We start from the raw sequence: 21,524 nt of genomic DNA on the forward strand, positions 1-21,524 counted from the left end.
CGATCGTGTCCGCCTACGCGAGGAACTCGTAATCGGCTTCGATCACCGATTCGGTGATGTCCCAGTACTCGACGTTCGTATATGGCCAGATCTGGGAGACCCGGCCATGCGTGTTCTGGTACCACGTTTGCACGTAGGACTGGCCCCACGCCATTTTGCGGTTGCCCTGGTCCACCCACGTGACGAAGCGGTCGAGCGCCTCGGGGCGGACATCGATCGCGGAGATATGCCGGCTCAGGATGTGGTGAATCAGCGACAGTGAATACTCCACCGCGCGTTCGAGCATGAAGTGCAGGCTTCCCGCGACGACACCACCGACGTTGGGGCCGTAGACAAGAAAGAAGTTGGGAAATCCGGGGACGATGATCCCGTTGTAAGCGCGCGCGTCACCCGCCCAGAACTCGTGGATCTCACGACCACCGCGACCGATGACCTCGATTTCGTCCAAATAATCGGAGGGCTTGAAGCCAGTCGCGTACACCACGATATCGACCTCGTGCTCCCGCCCCGACGCGTCGACGATCCCTTTCTCGGTGAACCGTTCGATTCCCGCGGTCACCAGCGTCGTCTTGTCTGCCCGCAACGCGGCAGCCCACACCTCATTGTCGCGAAGCATCCGCTTTGCACCCGGCGGGTAGTTCGGGATCGCGTGCTCGAAAAGGTCTGGGCGACTATCTAATTGCGCTTTGACGCGGGCGCTGAGGTACTCGCGCAGCTCCTGGTTCTTCGGCGAGATGCTCAACGGAGCTCCCGGCCAGTTCTCCTGTGCCGTCACCGTGTGCGCCCTGCCGGGGATGCCGGTGAGGATGACCCACAGCCGATACCACTGTGCGTAATGGGGAACCTTGAGCCGCAGCCAGGTGAAAGCATCCGTGACAGGGTGGTGGTAGTTGGGTGCAGGCAGCATCCACGGGGCGCTGCGCTGGAATACCACGAGAGATTCCACCTCGTCGACAATCGCCGGCACCACCTGATACGCACTCGCACCGGTGCCTATGACCGCGACTCGCTTGCCCGCAAGGTCAACATCGTGGTTCCACTCCTGGGTGTGCATTGCCACACCGCGGTAGAGCTCCGACCCGGCGATGTCCGGGATGTTCGGCCGATCGAGCTGTCCCACCGCGCTAATGACAGCGCAGAACCGTCGCACTTGCTCAGAACCGTCGCCACCACGAGTAGTGGCCTCCCACTGGCGAGCATCCTCATCCCACCGCAGGCGTACGAGCCGCGTCGAGAATTCGATCTCATTCGTGATCCCGGCCCGCTCGGCGACATCGCGAAGATAGTCGAGGATCTCGCCGCCCCGAGCGAATTGGTTGGGCCAGTCACCTCGCTGGGCGAATGAGTACGAGTAGCCGAAGGTCGGCGTGTCGAGGCGAACACCAGGATAGGTGTTCTTCGCCCACGTCCCACCGACGGTCGCGGCGGCCTCGATGAGGACATAAGGGACACCGGCCTGCCGATACCGGTGGGCGGCCGCTATGCCGCTGACGCCCGCGCCAACGATGAGCGTCGAGAACTCGCGCCCGTTGGCTACCTCATCGAAATCCCATCCGGGCCGTCCGCCTTTGCGTTCGGCGATGTCGAGTTCGTGCGTGAGCATGTTGCCCCACTCGCGGCGGCCACCCGAGAGATAGCCGAGGATCTCGCCCACGGTCGCATCCGAGAGCATGTCGACGGAGTTGATTTTCGCTTCGCGTATCTTCTGCAACCCTGTCAATGCCAGGGCAGCCGCCTTCTTCTGCTGATCCGGTGTCATGCCACCGTGTGGCTGCGGCTCGGTATCCATCGGCGTCAGCGGTGGGACCAGATCAGCCGAAAGAAACGAGGTGTCGCGCAGTGCGGCAGCGATCGCGGCCAGCAAGACCGGCAGCTCCGCATTGGCCACGATCTGCTCGAGGAAGGTGTCGTCCTCGACGATGACCTCGGACCGCGACTCCCAGTACAAGTCGTCGAACTGGTCAGCTCCCCCACCCTGGGACTCGCGACTACCTGCCATGTCGAGTTGCATCCTCTCCGTGGGTCACCTGGCCAACTCTTTGTATAATCCTATTCCAGTCTGACAGATATGCATAGAATGCAGTCATTCAACGTCGCCATGTGCCAGGTCAACAGTGAGGAAGAATCAATGACTGTCTCAGCTGACAACGTGAAGGACTGGCTGGAGAGCTTCGGTCGAGTCTGGCGCGAACGCGACGCAAAGGGTGCCGCAGCGATCTTCACCGAAGACGCCAGCTATCGAAACAGCCCCTTCCTTGACGAAGCCTTCGTCGGCCATGACGCCATCGAGGGATTCTGGGCGGCGGCCGTCGCCGACGTTGCCGACGTGGACTTCCGTTATGGGGTGCCGGTGATCGAGGGCGATCGCGTGGGCGTTGAGTGGTGGACGAACCTGAAATCCGGCGGGGAGGACTACACACTGGCCGGCAATTTCCTTCTCACTTTCGCGGGTGAACGGGTATCGGATCTCCGTGAGTCGTTCGTGAAACAACAAGGCGCACACAGCCCTCACCCGGGCTGGGGGCTGTGACCAGCTACCCAGGCCAAACCATGGACGCCGGGCGAGCGAACCGAACTGAAGTACTCGTCGTCGGCGCGGGCGTGATCGGCGCGAGTGCCGCACTGGCGCTGGCGAAGTCGGGTCACGATGTGCTTGTCATCGACCGCAACAGCGGCGTCGGCGACGGATCGACGGGCGCGTCAGCCGGGATCATCCGGGTGCACGCGAGCGATACACAGAGTTCGGCGCTCGCCGACGACGCGTTGACGGTGTGGAAAAACTGGCGGGAATTCCTCGGTTCTGACGAATCCGAGAACCTCGCCCGATTCGTGCAGTGCGGTTCGCTCATCCTCGATGCTGGCAACGGATTCACCGACCAGGCGGCTGCAGCGATGACTGGCGCGGGCGTCGCGTTCGACAAGTGGACCCTCGACGAGATGAGCGGTCACTTTCCGTACTTCGACTTCCGCCGATTCGGTCCGCCCAAGTCGGTCAATGACGAGGCGTTCTGGGACGAACCCACCGACTATCTCAGCGGCGGCATCTACACGCCGCAGTCCGGCTACGTGGGAGATCCGACGCTCGCGGCCGTCAACCTGATGCAGGCTGCGCAAAGAGCGGGAGCGCGTCTACGGCTGTCGGCCACCATCGCCGGCGTCGATATCGACGGTGGCCGCGCGGTGGGTGTCACACTCGCAGATGGCACCGTCTTGCGGGCCGAGGCGGTGCTCGTCGTCGCCGGGCCGAACACCGACGGCCTGATCCGAGGCATCGGCGCAACCGCCGACTTCCGGGTGCGCACGCAGCGCATCCGGGAGGAACTCATCCACATCCCGGCACCGCCTGACCTGAACCTTGCACTGCACGGGGTGCACCTCGTGGACGGCGATCTCAACATCAACTTCCGCCCGGAACGCGACGACGCCATCCTGGTGGGGAGCAATGGCGATCGCGCGGATGAGCGGACACTCATCGATGATCCCGATGACTTCAATCAGCTTGTGACGGCTGCCGTTTGGGAACGGACGACCTTGCGACTCGCCAGGCGAATCCCAGATCTGGGCATACCGCGAACTCGTATGGGGGTCGTCGGGCTCTACGACGCCGCCGAGGACTGGCTTCCGATCTACGACCGCACATGCTACGACGGCCTTTTCGTCGCGATGGCCACATCCGGAACGCAGTTCAAAACCGCGCCGATCGTCGGCGAGCTACTCCGGCACGTCATCGAGACCGAGCTGAACGGACGCGATCACACGGCCGAACCCTTCCACAGTCCGGTCGGCAATCGCACGTACGCGACGGCACAGTTTTCCCGATTACGAACTCCGAGGGAAGACCAGTCACGAGGATGATCGGAGACGTGAACGTATGACAGGGACACAGGAATCCGTTCTCCTCGACGGCATCTCAGAGCTGACGACGAACGACGAGGCGAACGGCGGAAGGGTCACCGACGCGGCGCTGGTGATCGAGGGCGATCGAATCGCCTGGGTCGGCGCGGCTGGTACCGCACCGGCTGCGGACCGAAAGATCGCCGTCGACGGCCGCGCGGTCCTCCCTGGCTGGGTCGATTCCCACACGCACATGGTGTTCGCGGGAGACCGAACTGCGGAGTTCGAGGCGCGGATGGCTGGTCAGCCGTACTCAGCCGGCGGCATCAATGTCACGGTTCAAGCCACCCGCGCTGCGAGCGACAGCGATCTCGAAGCGAACATCGAACGACTCGTCGCCGAAGCACGTCGGGGCGGGACAACGACGATCGAGACCAAGACCGGCTACGGGCTCACCGTGGTCGACGAGGTGCGGGCCGCACACGTGGCCCGTCGATATGCCGATGCCGTGACCTTCCTGGGTGCCCACGTCGTACCCGAGGACCAAGACCCCGTCGACTACCTCGAACTCGTCACCGGCGCCATGCTTGACGCAGTGGCACCTCTCGTTTCAGCGGTCGACGCATTCTGCGAGACCGGCGCCTTTGACGAATCGGCGACGCGACGGGTTCTCGAAACCGCACGAGCGCGCGGCCTGGCACGCCGACTCCACGGCAACCAACTTGGGCATGGTCCGGGCGTACAACTCGCGGTGGAGTACGGGGCCCTCAGCGTCGACCACGTCGGATTCCTCGCCGACGACGATATCGATGCACTCGCCTCCTCGTGGGTGGAGGGAATGCGGGGCACCGTTGCGACCGTGCTTCCGGCCTGCGACTTGTCGACGAAGATGCCGCTCGCACCAGCCCGCCGGCTACTCGATGCCGGAGCGGTCGTCGCGATCGCATCGAACTGCAATCCAGGTACGTCATTCACCACCTCGATGGCGTTCTGCGTTGCCACCGCGGTTCTCCAGATGGGGATGTCTGTCAGGGAGGCGGTCCGAGCGGCAACGCTGGGCGGTGCGATCGCACTCGGAATGCACACGGACGGATGGCTCGATCCTCGAGGTGCGCCACAGCTGGCGGTCGGCGTCTTACGCGCCGGCGCGCGGGCAGACCTCCAAATACTTGATGCGCCTTCGGTCGCGCACCTCGCATACCGCCCGGCGGTGCCACTCACACACGCGGTCTGGAAAGCCGGAATCCGCGAAATCTAGCTCCTGACCGTCCAACTCGATCCGTCCCCACATCAACCACGTTCAGAAACGGAAGCGGTATGAATCACCAGCTCGACGGCAAGACAGTCCTCATCACCGGCGCCGCCGAGCGTGCCGGCCGCCAGTTCGCATACAGGTTCGCGGCTGCCGGTGCGGCAGTCGTCGTAAACCATTGGCAGCAGGGGGAACTCGCCGAGGAAACCGTCGAAGCCATCCGTTCTGAAGGCGGTGAGGCCACCGCGATCGAAGCCGACGTATCGCAACCGTCGCAGGCTCGGTCGTTGGTGGACCGCACATTTGCCTGGCGCGGGGACCTCAGTGTCTTGATCCACAACGCGAGTTCGCTTCGGGCCAAGGAATTCGAGGATGTGACCGAGGACGACTTCGACGCGGCGTTCGGAATCAACATTCGGGGCCCTTTCTTCCTCAGCCAAGAGGCGGCAAAACTCATGCAGAAGCAGGGGCACGGCCGAATCATCGCGTTGGTGGGCAATTCGACCAACGAGGCGTGGCCCAACCTCATCCCGCACAGCGTGTCCAAGACTGCTCTGATTCGACTGATGGAACAGCTCGCAGTGGCGCTCTCGCCGACAGTGCAGTGCAACGCCGTCGCACCGACGCAGTTCTTCCGATCTGACGACGGAACCAACGACGCATTGCGGCGATACCGCGGCGAGCCCTTGGTCCAGGGTGACACCTACCGCGTCGGCACACGCTACGAGTTCCGCAACGGGGACGCCGACGACGTCGCCGAGACACTGCTGTTCTTGTCGACGTGCTCGCCCTACCTGACCGGTACGGTCATCCGCCTCGACGGCGGCAAAGCGCTCTATTGACGTGACGGCGCGGCGCAGGCATTACGACGGCGGTGCACAGACATTGTATAGAAGCGTCAAAACTCAGCGGCGCACAACAGCCGTCGCGGTGAACTTGTCCTGCAGGCCGCGGCCGTCGGCGTCGGTGAACAGACCCGGGATCACCAGTGCGAGCAGCACGCCACGCACGATCGCCCGCCCGGTACCCACGTGCTGACGATTGTCGACCGGAACCACCATCAGCCCGAGCGCATACTGCCCCGGCGTGAACCCGAACAGCCGAACCGACAGCACACCCAGCACGAACCAGATCGCCAGCACCGCCGTCGACAGCGTGGCGATGCTGACGATGCCCACTGTCATCCCCAGCGCGGCCAGCCCGTAGGCGATCAACCAGTCGATCAGCAGCGCCAGGAACCGACGGCCCATCCGCGCCAGCGAACCCGTCCCTGATTCCGGCAGGCCAAGCGTCTGACCGGGCCATCCCGCCTCGTCATCAGGCTTTACCCCTTCCGGTCCGGACAGCCAGGATCCGATCTCGCGCGCCATGGCCCCAGGATATGCGGGCCTGCGGCAACGCCTGGCAGCGCTCCGCCACCTAGGATGCGTAACGTTGGCGCAACATGAGCTTGACGGGCAGGCAACATCTGCTTCATAGCGTCAGCCGCGGGTTCACAAACCCCTTGCCGAGACCTGCGCAAAACCGGCTGCACCGAAGGAGTTGTAAGTGGCAGAAAAGAACGCTGATGACCTGTTCAAGCTGATCAAGGACGAGAAAGTCGAGTACGTCGACATCCGGTTCTGCGATCTGCCCGGCGTGGTCCAGCACTTCTCCATCCCCGCCTCCGCGTTCGACGAGAGCGTGTTCGAGGACGGCCTCGCGTTCGACGGTTCGTCGGTGCGCGGCTTCCAGTCCATCCACGAGTCCGACATGATGCTGTTGCCGGACCCCGACACCGCACGTATCGACCCGTTCCGCGCCGCCAAGACGCTGAACCTGAACTTCTTTGTGCACGACCCGTTCACCCGCGAGGCATACTCGCGCGACCCGCGCAACGTTGCCCGCAAGGCCGAGAACTACCTGGCCAGCACCGGCATCGCCGACACCGCGTACTTCGGCGCCGAAGCCGAGTTCTACATCTTCGACTCGGTCAGCTTCGATTCGAAGATCAACGGCACCTTCTACGAGGTCGACTCCGAGTCGGGCTGGTGGAACACCGGAGAGCCGTTCGAGGCTGACGGCTCGGCCAACCTCGGTTACAAGGTTCGCCCGAAGGGCGGCTACTTCCCCGTCGCGCCGTACGACCACTACGTCGACCTCCGCGACGAGATGTCCACGAACCTCCAGAACGCGGGCTTCACGCTGGAGCGCGGTCACCACGAGGTCGGCACCGCCGGCCAGGCCGAGATCAACTACAAGTTCAACACGCTGCTGGCCGCGGCCGATGATGTGCTGCTGTTCAAATACATCATCAAGAACACCGCATGGGCGAACGGCAAGACCGTCACCTTCATGCCCAAGCCGCTGTTCGGCGACAACGGTTCGGGCATGCACGCCCACCAGTCGCTGTGGAAGGACGGCAAGCCGTTGTTCCACGACGAGGCCGGCTATGCGGGTCTGTCGGACATCGCCCGGCACTACATCGGCGGCATCCTGCATCACGCGCCGTCGCTGCTGGCGTTCACCAACGCGACGGTGAACTCCTACAAGCGCCTGGTGCCGGGCTACGAGGCCCCGATCAACCTGGTGTACAGCCAGCGCAACCGCTCTGCCTGCGTGCGTATCCCGATCACCGGCAACAACCCGAAGGCCAAGCGCCTCGAGTTCCGTTGCCCGGACAGCTCGGGCAACCCGTACCTGGCGTTCTCGGCGATGTTGATGGCCGGTATCGACGGCATCAAGAAGAAGATCGAGCCGCTCACCCCGGTCGACAAGGACCTCTACGAACTGCCGCCGGACGAGGCCGCTGCGATCCCGCAGGCGCCCACCTCGCTGTCGGCCGTCATCGACAAGCTCGAAGAGGACCACGAATACCTCACCGAGGGTGGCGTGTTCACCGAGGATCTCATCGAGACCTACATCTCCTACAAGCGTGAGAACGAGATCCTGCCCGTGCAGATCCGGCCTCACCCGTACGAGTTCTCGCTGTACTACGACGTGTAAATCGGCGTAGCAGTTCGATTGAGTCCACCCGTTCGGCCGGCACAGTCCGCCGAGCGGGTGGACTCGTCTGCGTCGGGCCACAAATGGCCGTAGGTGTCCAACGTGGTCCGTGCTGAAGCGTGGCGCATGCTTATCCAGGATGGGAACGCCCGGTCGACGAGCCACGGACGGGCTCGGTCGCTGCCATGCCCGTTTGTCACCATCACTTCGCTCGGGTACTTCTCGACCGAGGCGGCGAACAGTAGAGCGAGATCGCGCGAGATCGGGATTGGGCCACTTGCGGCCACCGGCCTTGTGCGCGAACGATTTCGAATGCTCCCTCCCCCGCTCATCGACGTAACGCGCCAGCCAGCGGAGACCCTTGCCGTGACGCAGCTGCTCGATGTATCGCATGGCGCTCGACTCCATTTGCTCCTTCATCGCAGCTAGCGCCTGTTCAGCCTTATCAAGGGACTCCTGCATCTCCTGGATTGGCTATCGCAAATCCTCGGGCGCCTGTCCCTACAACACAGCAAGTGGGACGCCCGAAGGATGTTCACGAAGGCCGCGGTACTTAGCCCTGCCGCCGGGCTGAACAACCAGCCGTTCCACCATGCCGAGAGTTCTCTGATATAGCCAATGAATACGAGCTTGCCGCCACTCGTCACGCGGACATCGCTGTGAGTCGCCCCGACCTTGACGCGGTCACCCGAGATGACCGTGGGTACAGGGCGAACGATACTGGCGCACAAGGACGCTCGTTTGGTCGCACAATTCATAGTCGAGCGCTGCGGCAAGTCACGTGCCAATCCCGACCGATCCTGAGAAACTCCTGATAAATTCCACGTCCATGTGGATAGCAGCAGCTCATCGCTCGGTTTGCGCTCTCGCCGTCGCCACCGCACTAACGCTGGGCGTGGTGTCGGAGCCTCCGCCGGCCCCGACGCCTCGGACAGAGATTATTCACGTCGTGAACGTCAGCGATGTGGTCTTGGCAGGATCTTCGTCGTTGTCATCAAATGAGGTGACCCGTGCAGATGTTCTGAAACCGTTTGTGCAGATTGCTTATTGGGTGGGGCGTTGGGTCGAGCTGGGAGCGTATATTGCGCTAGCGCCGGTGTATCTGCCTACGGTTGAGTTCTTCCACAGCTTGGCGCCGGACTTGATCCCCAGCTACTTGGACACAGTTCGGTGGTTTCTCGACAGAGCCCTCACGAACCCATTCACAATCAACCCCTGGCCTAAGGTGACGGCGCCATATCTCGTGGCCAACCGTCAGGTGACCTCGGCTGCAACGGCGTCCGTAGCCACAACCCGGCAAGTAGATCCCAGCGATGCGACCTTGCCGGTGCCTTCGTCTTCGTCGCCGGTGGCGAGTGAGGTGGCCGCTCCGAATCCGCTGGCGCCATTGCAGCAGATTGGCAACTGGGTGGGGGGCCTGCTGGCACTGGGTCTGCTCATCGTGGGGCCACCAGTCCTTGAGCCGACGGTCTGGCTGGCGCGGCGGGCAACGGGCAATACGACGGCTTCTAATCCGATCGCCTACATTCCCGACTATCTGAAGATGCTCTCGGACACTTTCGTGGGACTCGTTCAGTACCCGTTCAAGGTCATAACGGGAGCGGCTGCCACAACCTCCGCTTCCGCAGCATCGATGGTGGTCAACCGCGAGATGAGTTCGGCTGCCGCGGATTCCGTCGACACATCTGCGCCAAAAGCATCGCGACAGATACACCGCGCAGCACCGGGTCAGGGCAAGGCATCGAACCATCGCTCAGCCCAGCCGAATACAGCCGCCGGGCGAGTCGCCGCCACGCATGCGGATGCACAGAAGGCCCGTACGGGTCCCACCGCCGAACGCCACTCTGGCCAGGGGCACGGCGCACGTAGCGCCAGCTGACCGGGGCGCCCGCTCAACTCGGCCCGCCTACAGGAGACGAGGGCGGAACGGGGATACCACAGTTCGCTTTCATCAGCGAGCCGGATCGCAATGCGCCGACGACGTGAACCGCCCTGAGTTCCCCGTTTCGTGGGGAACGTGCGGCGGGGGAAATATCCCTGAGTACGTCGCGACCTCATTGACGATCCAAAGATTTGGACCCACTCCCCACCTCGCACCGAATCACGAATAACAAGACGGCGAACTCTCGGGAAGAGTTGCAGGAGAACAGAAATAATAGGGCAACCGGTGGCGAGCGGTCACGTCACCAGAACACAACGGGGCGCATGGTGGCCGGTGTGCGCGCCAGCCTTGCCGAGCTTGAGTTGGCGTTGGGCAGGGAACGTCGTTCGGCGTCTCGGGATGCGCGGCGGGCGCGCGGGCAGTCCATTGGTCGACCGAAGGCACTTGACCAGTCGAAGGTGGCTCTGGCAAAGCGTATGCAAGCTAGTCCGCTCTCAGTCCGCAGTAGTTCCAGCATCCATGCTGCGCAGCAAGCAGATCCAACACGCTGAACACCGAAATCCCGATTCACACTTTGGTGTCGAACATCTACTGATCTGGCAGCTCACTAGATTGCTCGAGTTCTGTTCGGGCCTGGTCAATTTGGCCGTAGGCGTAGGTCACAATTTCAGCGGTGGTCATCGACTCACCCTTGCCGGCAAGCGATTCGAAGGTCTGGTTGTCAAAGACATCGCGGAGGTGGGTGATCGCGGTGAGGATTTCGGGGACCGCCGCCTGCGCCAGGGGATTGACGGCGAAGCCGGCGACGGTGGCCGCGGGTTGGTAGCGTCCGAGCCGATCGAAAAGAACGGCGAGGACGGCCAACGGGATACGGATCGTCGTCGTGTTGCCCGAATTGTGCCAGTTGCCGATCGCCAGAGTGAGGTGATCGAATGCGGGCACCGCTTCGCCGTGTTCGGCCTCGAGTCGCGCCAGAAGCTGCGCCAATGCTGACACGCCAGCACGGTTGCCGCTGTCTTGGGCGATCGCCAGACCCCGGCCGACGGCGCTGAGTGCCCCGAGTGGATCTACGTCACGGGAAGCGGCACCGTAGGCACCGAGCGCCGATGCGATCCACGCCGGATTGCCTGTTGCCTCCGCAGCCTCGATTAGGCCGTCCGCGGATTCCATCGCCTCCCTAGAAGAAGCGGACAATGAAAGCGCGCTAACCAACCACGCCCGGATGTGGACGTGGCTGTCGCGGCGCCGCGCGAGTTGGCAGCGGCACAACTCGACCCACCTTTCGGGCTGCCCGGTAGCTAGGTAGACGGCGCCAAGGAAGACTTCGGTGCCATACGGCAGGGCGTCGCGACTCTTACCGAGAACGATCTGGCCGGCGTCGCTGTAGCGGAGAGCCGCCTCGATCCGTCCTGTTGTGTAGCACAGCGACGCAATTGCGTACAGGGCTGCGAGCCGAGGGTGATCGACCGCCCGGGCACGCTCGATCAGCTCTTCAGCCCACGCTATCGGCTCATAGATTTGGACCATCGCGCCGAGCAACCCGACATAGGTGGCGATGGTGGCGGCGGCATCGAGATCGCCTTGGTCCTCCGCCCACCGAAACGCTGAGCGCAGGTTGGCCAGTTCGCTCGCAGACCAAGCGTAGGCCTCACCCTGTCGGGGGCTGTCCCACACGGCCATAACTGCGGCTTCGCGCTGCGCGAAGTACTGCGAGTGCGCGGTTCGAATCTCGGACGCTTCGCCGCGGGCGTGGAGTTGTTCCTCGGCGAACTGGCGGATCGTCTCTACCATCGAAAAGCGGGTACGCCCGGAGGACCGGTCGGCGACGAGCAGCGACTTTCGCACGAGAGCATCGAGCAGATCCAGGGTAGCGAACTCGTCATCTGATCCTGCCAGGACGCAAGCGCTTTGCAGGTCGAATCCACCGGCGAACACCGAACACCGATCCAGTAGCACCTTTTCCGTGTCATGGAGAAGGTCGTAGGACCAAGCGACGGCGTGGCGCAACGTCTGGTGGCGTTCCAGACCCCGCCGCGGCCCGACTAGCAGCCGGAACCGCTGATCGAGCCGATCCCGGACCTCGCTGGCAGTCATCGACGCCATGCGCGATGCTGCCAGTTCGATGGCCAGCGGGATCCCGTCGAGGCGGCGGCAGATCTCCACCACCGCGGCCGCCTCATCAGGTGGGGCCACCGAGAATCGGGAGGAGACGCTATGTGCGCGTTCGGCAAACAGTGTCGCTGCTGCCGAGTCGATACCCGCGTCGACGTCCAGCGAGGACACCAGCCACAACTGTTCGTCGACAACCCCCAAGCCCTCCCGACTCGTGGCTAATACCTTGACCGTGGCCGAGTGCGCGAGGATCGCCTCGACCAGATCGGCGACGGCGTCGCGCACATGCTCACAGTTGTCGATCACTAACAGCCGAACTCTGCCCTCCAACGCCGTCGCCACGCTGTCGCCCACGCCTTTACCGGGTTGCTGGGTGATACCAAACACCGCCGCCACCGCATCAGGCACTGCCGCCGGATCAGCCACCGCAGCCAATTCGAAAAGCCAGACACCGTCGGGGAACTCATCACCGAGCCGAGCTGCAACTTCGGTTGCCAGGCGGGTCTTGCCGACCCCACCCACCCCGGTCAACGTGACCAGCCGATGAGCCTTCACCGCGGCTTGCACCTCACCGACCTCGGACTCGCGGCCGATGAAGCTGGTGACCGCGGGCCGTAGGTTGCCAGGACTGGCATCGAACGCGCGCAGGGGCGGAAACTCCGTGCGTAGTCCCGGCGCTCGCACCTGGAACACTCCGATCGGGCTCAGCAGGTCCCGCAGCCGGCGCGCCCCCAATTCGAGCAGATCAACTCCATTGAGCAGACCCGCCGTCGACTCCGCTAACAGGATCTGACCGCCGTGGCCGGCGGCCATGACCCGCGCCGCACGGTTGAGCACCGCACCGAAGTAGTCGACCCCGCGCAACTCAGCCTCACCGGTGGCGATCCCCATTCGCACCGGCAGCTCAAGCTCTCGCTGCGCCGCCACAGCGGCATCCACCGCTGACCTCGGCGATGAAAACGCGGCGCACACACCGTCGCCAGTGTGTTTGAACATGAAGCCGCCATGGGCCTCAATCGCTTCGCGCAATACCCCATCATGCTTGGCGAGCGCCGCCCGCATGTCGTCGCCGTCAGCCTCCCACCGACGGGTCGAACCCTCGATGTCGGTGAACAGAAAAGTCACAACACCCGAAGGAGCGGACATCTTCGCAGGATGTCACAAGAAACCCTGTTCCACCCTGGACATCGCCTGGGAGCACCCAGATAACCCACTGAGGGACCCGCCACACTGGTGAGCAATAGTTTGGATTAGGTCCTCCCGACCGAAAGCCCTACGACGTCTTGGCCTTCCGAACGAGCATGACTATGCCGCGAACTGAGGTGCGCCGCACGGGGTGACCTGTAATAACGCCGGACGTGTGGAACATCTCTACAGAGAGCCAGTCAACCCGATTATCCGGACCGCAGTCCGAATAGTAGGGTTGACGCCATGACGCAGAGACTTGACGCTCGCCTCGACCGCAATGCACCTGCCGCCCTCAGCGTGTTCCGGATCTTCTTCGGACTGCTGTTCCTCTTCCACGGTCTGTCGAAGATCTTCGGCTGGCCGATCGCGCCTGGTGGCGGCACGGTCCCGGTGGGCGCGTGGCCCTTCTGGTACGCGGGCATCCTCGAGCTGATCCTCGGCGCGCTGATCACCCTCGGATTGTTCACCCGGATCGCCGCGTTCATCGCCTGCGGGGAAATGGCTTTCGCCTATTTCACCCAACACATCGAGGTCAGCTTCTGGCCCATCGTCAACGGCGGCGAGCTCGCCGTCGCGTTGTGCTTCGGATTCCTGCTGCTGGTCTTCACCGGCGGCGGCGCGTACGCACTCGACGCCGTCCGCGGCCGCCGCTAGGCGTCCAGCGCCAGATCCTTGCGGAACCGCCGCATTCCGTCGATCTTGTCGGCCAGCGACGCGTCGGGGCCGGAGTAGAACATCCACGGCATCGTCACGATCCCGGTGATGCCCGCCGACGCCGCCCGCTCGTAGTGACCGATGGTGAACGCATCGGTCAGCGGTGTCAGGATTTCGAAACCGTCCATCGTCAAACCGTTTTCGGCGCGCAACGCACGCAGCTTGTCCACTCGCAGAATGGCCTGGTCGAGGCTGATCAGGTCGCCGATCCAGCCGTCCAGGCGAGCCGCCCGCCGCAGCGCAATGTCAGACAGTCCCCCGCTGTAGATCGGGATGTGCGGTGGCGTGGGCATCATTTCCAGCCGCGGGGTCTGATAGAACTCGCCGTCGAACTCGGTCCAGCCCGGCTGCCAGAGCGCCCGCATCAGCTCGATCATCTCGTCGGTGCGCTTTCCGCGCTTGGCGAACTGCTGGCCCATCAGCGTGAACTCTTCTTCACACCAGCCCACGCCGATGCCGAGCTCCACCCGCCCCTTGGCCAGATACGCTGCGGTGCCTATCGATTTGGCCGCCGAGTACGGATCGCGCATCCCCGGGATGTAGACGGTCGTCACGAATTTGATCTCACTCGTGACCTGAGCCAGCGCGCCCACCAGCACCCACGGGTCGGGCCAGTCGGTGAACGGCTGCCAGCGCCGCTCGCCATTCTTGGTGTACGGATACGGGGTGGCCAGAGTTTCCAGGTTCACCACATGATCGGGAATACCCAGCCCGTCATAGCCCAACTCGTCGGCTGCTTTGGCGATCTCGAGGACCTCGCTGGTCTCCAGGAACGCAACGCTGACATAGAACTTCACTCTGTTTCAACCCCCGAGTCGCTTCGCTCCTGCCCGCCGTCCAGGTCCCTCGCCCACGCCGGCATGATGAAAACCCCTTCTGCTTCTACGGTTGTTCCCTGTGCGTCGCTGAGAAATCCGCGCGCATACGTCTTATAACCCTCGGTGCGCTCCACCCAGGCCTCACCCCGCAACGGGCCCAGCGGCGTGCCACGCAAGTACTTCAGCGTGATCGTGCCGGTGAACTTGGGCTTGCTCAGCTGGTGGGTGGCGACTTCACCCAGGAGCTGGTCGAGCAGCAGCGCACAGATGCCGCCGTGCACCAATCCGGGCGGCCCCTCATAGACCGGCCCGAGGCTGAACTCGGTCCAGACCCGGCCGTCCTCATGGTGGGTCGTCATCGGCGGCGCTAACGGATTGTGCCGTCCCACAGCCGGATTGCGCCATACCACCGGTAGGCCAGTCTCAGCGTGCCGCAGTGTCCGTGGCCGATCGGTCGGCATGCGCTCGAGCATCTCGCTGACCTCGTCGATCGTCTGCCGGGCCGCCACGATCGTCTCCTCATCGGCCCCACTGTGCAGGCTCGCGTCGACCAGCCTGCGTACCGCCTCGGCCAACGGCTCATGCAGTGCCTTGATCCGGTCGTGCTCGTCGGCGCTGATGACGCCCCATTCGAAGTCCATCGTGGCCTAACCTCCGAATACCTTGAGCACAACGGCTTTCGCGCGCCGCGTCACCCGCAGATAGTTGTCCAGGAACTCGCCGCCGTCGTCGTTATGCCAGCCAGCGGCCACCGCGACCGCATTGAGCTGACGCCCGGGGCCGGGCAGCTGGTCGGTCGGCTTGCCGCGCACCAGCACCAGCGCGTTGCGCGCACTGGTCGCTGTCAGCCAGGCCTGGCGCAGCAGGTCGACATCGTCCTCACCCAGCAGCTCGGCGGCACCGATGGCGTCCAGCGTCTCCAGTGTTGAGGTGTTGTGCAGTGCGGGCACTCGGTGGGCATGACGCAGCTGCAGCAGCTGCACCGTCCATTCGATGTCGGCCAACCCGCCCCGCCCGAGCTTGGTGTGAGTGTTCGGATCGGCACCGCGCGGCAGCCGTTCGGCATCCACCCTCGCCTTGATCCGCCGGATCTCCTGCACGGCTTCGGCCGACACCCCGCCGGCCGGGTACCGCGTTTTATCCACCATCAACAGGAAGCGGTGCCCGAGATCCAGGTCGCCGGCCACCCCGTGGGCCCGCAGCAACGCCTGGATCTCCCACGGCTGCGCCCACTGCGCGTAGTAAGCCTCATAGGAAGCGAGGGTGCGCACCAGCGGACCCTGCCGGCCCTCAGGACGCAGATTGGCGTCGACCTCCAAAGGTGGGTCGGCACTGGGGGTTCCGAGCAGTGTCCGCACCTGCTCGGCGATCGTCACCGACCACTTGACCGCGCGCGAATCCTCGATGCCGGGATTCGCCTCACAGACGAACATGACGTCGGCGTCCGAGCCGTACCCTAGCTCTCCACCGCCAAGCCGGCCCATGCCGATCACCGCGAGCTTGGCCGGCACGACGCCGTCGGCAGGGGTGTTGGCACGAATCACCGCGTCAAGCGCCGACTGCAACACAGCCAGCCAAACCGACGTCAGTGCGCTGCAGACCTCGCGAACCTCCAGCATCCCAAGTAGATCCGCGGAGGCCACCCTGGCCAACTCCCGCCGGCGCAGGGTCCGCGCGGCCGCGATCGCACGCACCGGGTCGGCATGCCGCGTGGTCGAAGCGATCAGCGCGCGGGATACGGCCTCGGGGTCGACGTCGAGCAGCTTGGGTCCGGCCGGACCGTCGGCGTACTGCTGGATCACTTCTGGCGCTCGCATCAGCAGCTCGGGCACGTAGGCCGAGGTGCCCAGCACCCGCATCAGCCGCTTGGCGACCGCGCTCTCGTCGCGCAAAGTGCTCAGATACCAACGCTGTTCAGACAGCGCCTCGCTGACCCGCCGGTAGGCCAGCAAGCCGCTATCCGGGTCGGGGGCATCCGAGAGCCAGTCCAGCAGCCGCGGCAACAGCACCGCCTGGACCCGGCCGCGGCGCCCGCTCTGGTTGACCAGTGCGCTCAGGTGCGTGAGCGCACTCTGTGGGCCTTCGTAGCCCAGCGCAGCGAGCTGGCGCTCGGCGGCGGCGGGCGTCAGGCCGGGCGCAAGCCCCACCGACGGGCCGACCGACTCCAGCAGCGGCTGGTAGAAAAGCTTGGCGTGCAACCGCGATACCCGAAGGTTCTGCCGCTTGATCTCCTCGCGCAGCACACCCAGTGAGTCGTGAGTACCGTCGGGACGCATGTGCGCGGCCCGGGCCAGCCACCGCAGCCCTTCCTCATCCTTGGCGGGGGGCAACATGTGGGTTCGCTTGAGGCGCTGCAACTGCAGGCGATGTTCCAGCAGTCGCAGGAACTCATACGACGCGGTCAGGTTCGCGGCGTCGTCACGTCCGACGTAACCGCCGGCCGCCAGCGCCGCCAGCGCGTCGACCGTCGAGGCCACATGCAGCGACGCATCGGTGCGGCCGTGCACCAATTGCAGAAGCTGGACCGCGAATTCGACGTCACGCAGACCACCGGTGCCGAGCTTGATCTCGCGGTCACGCACGTCGGCCGGCACCAACGCTTCCACCCGGCGGCGCATTGCCTGCACTTCGGGCACGAAATCCTCACGCTCGCAGGCGGTCCACACCATCGGCATCAGCGCGGCGATGTACTGCTCCCCCAGGTCGGCGTCACCCACCGCAGGCCTGGCCTTCAACAGCGCCTGGAATTCCCACGTCTTGGCCCACCTTTGGTAGTAGGCGACGTGCGAATCCAGGGTGCGCACCAAAGCGCCCTGCTTTCCTTCGGGGCGCAGCGCGGCATCCACTTCGAAGAACGTGTCCGACGCCAGCCGCATCATCTCACCGGCCACCCGAGTGGTCACCGCATCGGCGTCCTCGCCGACGAAGATGACATCGACGTCGCTGACGTAGTTCAGTTCCCGCGCACCGCATTTGCCCATGGCGATGACGGCGAGACGGGGGGCCGGACTGCCCTCCTTGCAGACCGTCGCGATCGCCACCTTCAGCGCGGCGTCCAGCGCCGCGTCGGCGATGTCCGACAGGTGTTCGCCGATGGTGGAGAACGCAGGCACCGGTTCGTTCTCCACAGTTGGCGCCAGGTCGAGTCCGGCCAGAACCAGCAGCTGGTCGCGGTACAGCGTGCGTAACCGCGGCATGATGACGGCCGGGGCAGTGCCGAACTCGGCGATGCAGTCGTCGAATTTCCGGCGCAGCGCGGCGGGATCTGGCAGTGTCACCGCACCTTCGAGCAGATGCCACGACTGTGGGTTGGCCACCAGATGATCGCCCAGGGCCAGCGACGAGCCGATCACCGCGAACAACCGGCCGCGCAAGCCGCGATCCTTGAGCAGAGCGGAATTCAGCTGCGGCCAGTCACCGCCGAGCGCGTCGGCCAATCGGCTCATCGTCTGCAGTGCCACGTCGGCGTCGGGTGCCCGCGACAGCGACCACAACAGTTCCACGTGGGCGTCGGTGTCCCAGCCGAGCCGCCTCAGTTCAGCGGCGGCCGAGGGTTCGACCAGACCGAGCCGACCCACGCTGGGAACGCGTGGGCGGTGCGTCGCTGGTTTCGCCACGTGCACGACGGTAGCGCAGACCCTTTTCCCGGGTCGCTTCGCTCCTGCCCTCCGGCCGGCATCAGCGGTCGGCTACAGAGACAGGTAAGCCTTCAGCTCGTACGGCGTCACGTTGCTGCGGTACTCCTCCCACTCGGCGCGCTTGTTGCGCAGGAAGTAGTCGAAGACGTGCTCGCCCAGCGCCTCGGCGACCAGCTCGGAGCTCTCCATCTCCGCCAATGCCATGCCCAAGCTGGACGGCAGCTCCCGGTAGCCCATCGCGCGGCGCTCTTCGGGAGTCAGCATCCACACGTTGTCCTCGGCCTGCGGACCCAGCACATAGTTCTTCTCGATACCGCGCAAGCCGGCTGCCAACAGAACCGCGAACGCCAGATACGGGTTGCATGCCGAGTCCGGGCTGCGCACCTCGATGCGCCGCGAGGAGGCCTTGCGTGGGGTGTACATCGGCACCCGCACCAGCGCCGAGCGGTTGGCCGCGCCCCACGACGCCGCCGTCGGGGCCTCGCCGCCGTGCACCAGCCGCTTGTAGGAGTTCACCCACTGGTTGGTGATCGCACTGATCTCACTGGCATGCTCCAGGATCCCGGCGATGAACGACTTTGCGACGTCGGAGAGCTGCAGCGGATCGTCGGGGCCGTGGAAGGCGTTGGTCTCGCCCTCGAACAGGCTCATGTGGGTATGCATGGCCGAGCCGGGATACTCGGCGAACGGCTTGGGCATGAAGGACGCCCGCACGCCTTCGGCGAGCGCGACTTCCTTGACGACGTAGCGGAACGTCATCACGTTGTCGGCCATCGACAGCGCGTCGGCGTAGCGCAGATCGATCTCCTGCTGGCCGGGCGCACCCTCGTGGTGGCTGAACTCGACCGAGATGCCCATCTGTTCCAGCGCATCGATGGCGTGCCGGCGGAAGTTGGGCGCCGAATCGTGCACGGCCTGATCGAAGTAACCGCCGTTGTCGGCGGGCACCGGCACCGAGCCGTCGTAGGGACCTGGCTCGAGCAGGAAGAACTCGATCTCGGGGTGCACGTAGCAGGAGAACCCGAGGTCGCTGGCTTTGGCGAGCTGGCGGCGCAGCACGTGGCGGCTGTCGGCCCACGACGGCGAGCCGTCCGGCATCGTGATGTCGCAGAACATCCGGGCCGAGTGGTGCTGGCCCGCGCTGGTGGTCCACGGCAACACCTGGAACGTCGACGGATCCGGGCGCGCGACGGTGTCGGATTCGAAGACGCGCGCGAAGCCCTCGATCGAGGAGCCGTCGAAACCGATGCCCTCCTCGAAGGCGCCCTCGAGTTCGGCGGGAGCGATCGCGACCGACTTCAGGTAACCGAGCACATCGGTGAACCACAGCCGGACGAATCGAATATCCCGTTCCTCCAGCGTGCGCAGCACGAATTCCTTCTGGCGGTCCATGACGCGAGCGTATGCAGCGGGTGTTAATTCCGTGTTACGGCGCTGCTGTATCTGGTTGTCAGCAGTTCAGATTGGCCGGCACCGTCTGGTCGACGAAGTACTTCACGATCGCCGAGTCGACGCATTCGTTGCCGTTGAACACCACGGTGTGCTGAGTGCCGTCGAAGGTGATCAGCGGTGCGCCCAGCTCGCGGGCGAGGTTGACGCCCGCGTCGTACGGCGTGGCCGGGTCATGCGTCGTGGACACCACGACGACGCTGCCGGGTGGGGCGGGCAGCGCCGGGTGCGGCGCCGACGTCGGCGGCACCGGCCAGAACGCACACAGATCGCGCGGCGCGAATCCGGTGAACTGGCCGTAGGCCTGGAACGGCGCCAGCTCGCGGGTTCGTCGATCGATATCGGCCCATACCGCCGGGTCGGTGGGTGTCGGGCCGTCGACGCAGCGGACCGCGTTGAACGCGTCCTGCCCGTTGCTGTAATGCCCGTAGGGATTACGGCCGTCGTACTCGTCGGCGAGCATCAACAGGTCGCCGGCATCGGTCTGGCGCGCCAACCCCAGCAGGCCGCTGGTGAGGAACTTCCAATATTGCGGGGTGTAGAGGGCGTTGAACGTGCCGGTGATTGCGTCTTGATAGCCCAGCCCGCGCGGATCGGACGTCGGGCCGGGCTTGGTCACCAGTGGATCGACCAACTGGTGGTAGCGGTCGACCCAGTGCGCCGGGTCCGTCCCCAGCGGGCAGCCGGCCGATTTCGCGCAGTCGGCGGCGTAGTCGTTGAACACCACCTGGAAGCCGGTCATCTGCTGAATGATCGAGGCGACGGTGTCCTGCGCGGGGTCGATCGCGCCGTCGAGCACCATCGCGCGCACCCGGTCCGGGAACTTCTCCAGATACGCGGTGCCCAGCTCGGTGCCATAGCTGAACCCGAGATAGTTAATCCGCTCATCGCCGAGCACCCGGCGGACGGTATCCATATCCTTTGCCGCCGAATCGGTTCCGACGCCGGCCAGGAACGCCGCCCCCATCTTGTCCGCGCATTCCTTGGCATAGGCACGGTTGATCTGCTCGATCGCAGCCACCCCGGCGGGGCTGTAGTCGACCATCGGGTTGCGCCGCCATGCGTCGAACTCGGCGTCGGTGCGGCAGCGCACTGCGGGCGTCGAGTAGCCAACTCCGCGCGGGTCGAACCCGACGATGTCGAAGTGTTCGGCGATCGGGCTGCCCGCCAGCGCGTAGCTCATACCGGCTGCGGAATCGACCGCCGAGGCACCCGGGCCGCCGGGGTTGACGAACAGGGCACCGATGCGCTCGCCACTGGCCGGGATCTTGATGACAGCCAACTGTGCTTGCGGCCCAGTGGGATCCGCGTCGCTGATCGGTACCGGCACAGTTGTGCACTGCGCGGTGGGGATGTCACGAGCGCCGTCGCCGAGGAAGCGCTGACAGCCCCCCCACGTGACCTGCGGCGCCGACACCTGACCGGGCCCGGCGTTCGGCGTGGCAGCAGCCGGCGGGGCCGTGACACCGACGGCAAGCGCGATGCAGAAGAAGAGCACCGAGCCGATTCGACTCGTGCGTCCCATGGGAGCAATGGTCGCACGGCGGCACGTTCGGCGCGGAGGCGAGGCGGTCACACTCCGATCTCAGATGAAAGCCACGTCGGTAACGATTCTTGACGCAGGCGTAGAAGCGTTGTGGCGCCGAGGGTTT

Annotated in this window: 15 protein-coding genes and 1 pseudogene; 8 read left to right on the plus strand and 8 right to left on the minus strand. The window is 64.7% G+C overall.

What is annotated here, in order from left to right; translation table 11 throughout:
• Positions 1-13 precede the first annotated feature (13 nt).
• Complete coding sequence (locus tag G6N38_RS29495) at positions 14-1,999, minus strand: flavin-containing monooxygenase (RefSeq protein WP_163751608.1); 1,986 nt, start codon at positions 1,997-1,999, stop codon at positions 14-16.
• A 150-nt stretch (positions 2,000-2,149) separates the two neighbouring features.
• Between G6N38_RS29495 and G6N38_RS29500 the strand changes: the two genes are divergently transcribed.
• Genes G6N38_RS29500 through G6N38_RS29515 form a run of 4 tightly spaced genes read left to right on the plus strand, consistent with a single transcriptional unit; the run spans position 2,150 to position 5,928 of the window.
• Positions 2,150-2,530 carry a nuclear transport factor 2 family protein gene (locus G6N38_RS29500; RefSeq protein ID WP_220101376.1) on the plus strand — a complete coding sequence of 127 codons (381 nt, stop codon included), beginning with the start codon at positions 2,150-2,152 and terminating at the stop codon, positions 2,528-2,530.
• Positions 2,527-3,855: an NAD(P)/FAD-dependent oxidoreductase gene (locus G6N38_RS29505; protein WP_163751610.1), complete on the plus strand. Its 1,329-nt coding sequence runs from the start codon at positions 2,527-2,529 to the stop codon at positions 3,853-3,855. The genes G6N38_RS29500 and G6N38_RS29505 overlap by 4 nt, the downstream gene beginning before the upstream one ends.
• 16 nt (positions 3,856-3,871) lie before the next feature.
• Positions 3,872-5,092 carry an imidazolonepropionase gene (gene hutI / locus G6N38_RS29510; RefSeq protein ID WP_163751611.1) on the plus strand — a complete coding sequence of 407 codons (1,221 nt, stop codon included), beginning with the start codon at positions 3,872-3,874 and terminating at the stop codon, positions 5,090-5,092.
• A 59-nt stretch (positions 5,093-5,151) separates the two neighbouring features.
• Positions 5,152-5,928, plus strand: coding sequence for an SDR family NAD(P)-dependent oxidoreductase (locus G6N38_RS29515; RefSeq protein ID WP_163751612.1), 777 nt, complete (start codon positions 5,152-5,154; stop codon positions 5,926-5,928).
• A 63-nt stretch (positions 5,929-5,991) separates the two neighbouring features.
• Here the strand turns inward: G6N38_RS29515 and G6N38_RS29520 are convergent, their stop codons facing one another.
• Positions 5,992-6,456, minus strand: coding sequence for an RDD family protein (locus G6N38_RS29520; RefSeq protein ID WP_163751613.1), 465 nt, complete (start codon positions 6,454-6,456; stop codon positions 5,992-5,994).
• Positions 6,457-6,634: 178 nt separating this feature from the next.
• On the opposite strand from G6N38_RS29520, the gene glnA (G6N38_RS29525) reads away from it, so the two are divergent.
• The 3 genes and pseudogenes from glnA (G6N38_RS29525) to G6N38_RS30925 all read left to right on the plus strand — a co-directional run.
• Positions 6,635-8,071: a type I glutamate--ammonia ligase gene (glnA, locus tag G6N38_RS29525; RefSeq protein WP_163751614.1), complete on the plus strand. Its 1,437-nt coding sequence runs from the start codon at positions 6,635-6,637 to the stop codon at positions 8,069-8,071.
• A gap of 949 nt (positions 8,072-9,020) precedes the next feature.
• On the plus strand, positions 9,021-9,950 hold the full coding sequence (locus tag G6N38_RS29530; RefSeq protein ID WP_163751615.1) for a hypothetical protein: 930 nt from the start codon (positions 9,021-9,023) through the stop codon (positions 9,948-9,950).
• A 311-nt stretch (positions 9,951-10,261) separates the two neighbouring features.
• Positions 10,262-10,504 (plus strand): annotated as a pseudogene (locus G6N38_RS30925) (hypothetical protein); the annotation flags it as partial.
• Between the two features lie 37 nt (positions 10,505-10,541).
• On the opposite strand, the gene G6N38_RS29540 reads toward G6N38_RS30925, so the two are convergent.
• The gene (locus tag G6N38_RS29540; protein ID WP_163751616.1) at positions 10,542-13,211 is read right to left on the minus strand and encodes an ATP-binding protein; all 2,670 of its coding nucleotides are present in this window, start codon (positions 13,209-13,211) and stop codon (positions 10,542-10,544) included.
• 285 nt (positions 13,212-13,496) lie between these two features.
• Here G6N38_RS29540 and G6N38_RS29545 point away from each other — a divergent pair, with 285 nt between their 5' ends.
• Entirely contained in the window at positions 13,497-13,907 is a 411-nt protein-coding gene (locus G6N38_RS29545; RefSeq protein WP_163751617.1) for a DoxX family protein, read from the plus strand.
• Here G6N38_RS29545 and G6N38_RS29550 read toward each other — a convergent pair.
• From G6N38_RS29550 to G6N38_RS29570, 5 genes are all read right to left on the minus strand, one after another.
• A complete protein-coding gene (locus G6N38_RS29550; protein ID WP_163751618.1) occupies positions 13,904-14,764 on the minus strand; it encodes a TIGR03619 family F420-dependent LLM class oxidoreductase in 861 nt (286 codons plus the stop codon). The genes G6N38_RS29545 and G6N38_RS29550 overlap by 4 nt on opposite strands.
• Positions 14,761-15,426: a PaaI family thioesterase gene (locus G6N38_RS29555; protein ID WP_163751619.1), complete on the minus strand. Its 666-nt coding sequence runs from the start codon at positions 15,424-15,426 to the stop codon at positions 14,761-14,763. Before G6N38_RS29555 ends, G6N38_RS29550 begins: the two co-directional genes overlap by 4 nt.
• A 6-nt stretch (positions 15,427-15,432) precedes the next feature.
• Positions 15,433-18,408, minus strand: a complete 2,976-nt coding sequence (locus G6N38_RS29560; protein WP_179968466.1) for a bifunctional [glutamine synthetase] adenylyltransferase/[glutamine synthetase]-adenylyl-L-tyrosine phosphorylase — start codon at positions 18,406-18,408, stop codon at positions 15,433-15,435.
• A 66-nt stretch (positions 18,409-18,474) separates the two neighbouring features.
• The gene (glnA, locus tag G6N38_RS29565) at positions 18,475-19,815 is read right to left on the minus strand and encodes a type I glutamate--ammonia ligase (protein ID WP_163751621.1); all 1,341 of its coding nucleotides are present in this window, start codon (positions 19,813-19,815) and stop codon (positions 18,475-18,477) included.
• Positions 19,816-19,873: 58 nt separating this feature from the next.
• Positions 19,874-21,397 carry an alpha/beta hydrolase gene (locus G6N38_RS29570; RefSeq protein ID WP_163751622.1) on the minus strand — a complete coding sequence of 508 codons (1,524 nt, stop codon included), beginning with the start codon at positions 21,395-21,397 and terminating at the stop codon, positions 19,874-19,876.
• Between the last annotated feature and the right edge of the window lie 127 nt (positions 21,398-21,524).

The sequence above is a fragment of the Mycolicibacterium helvum genome, from assembly GCF_010731895.1.
GTDB lineage: Bacteria > Actinomycetota > Actinomycetes > Mycobacteriales > Mycobacteriaceae > Mycobacterium > Mycobacterium helvum.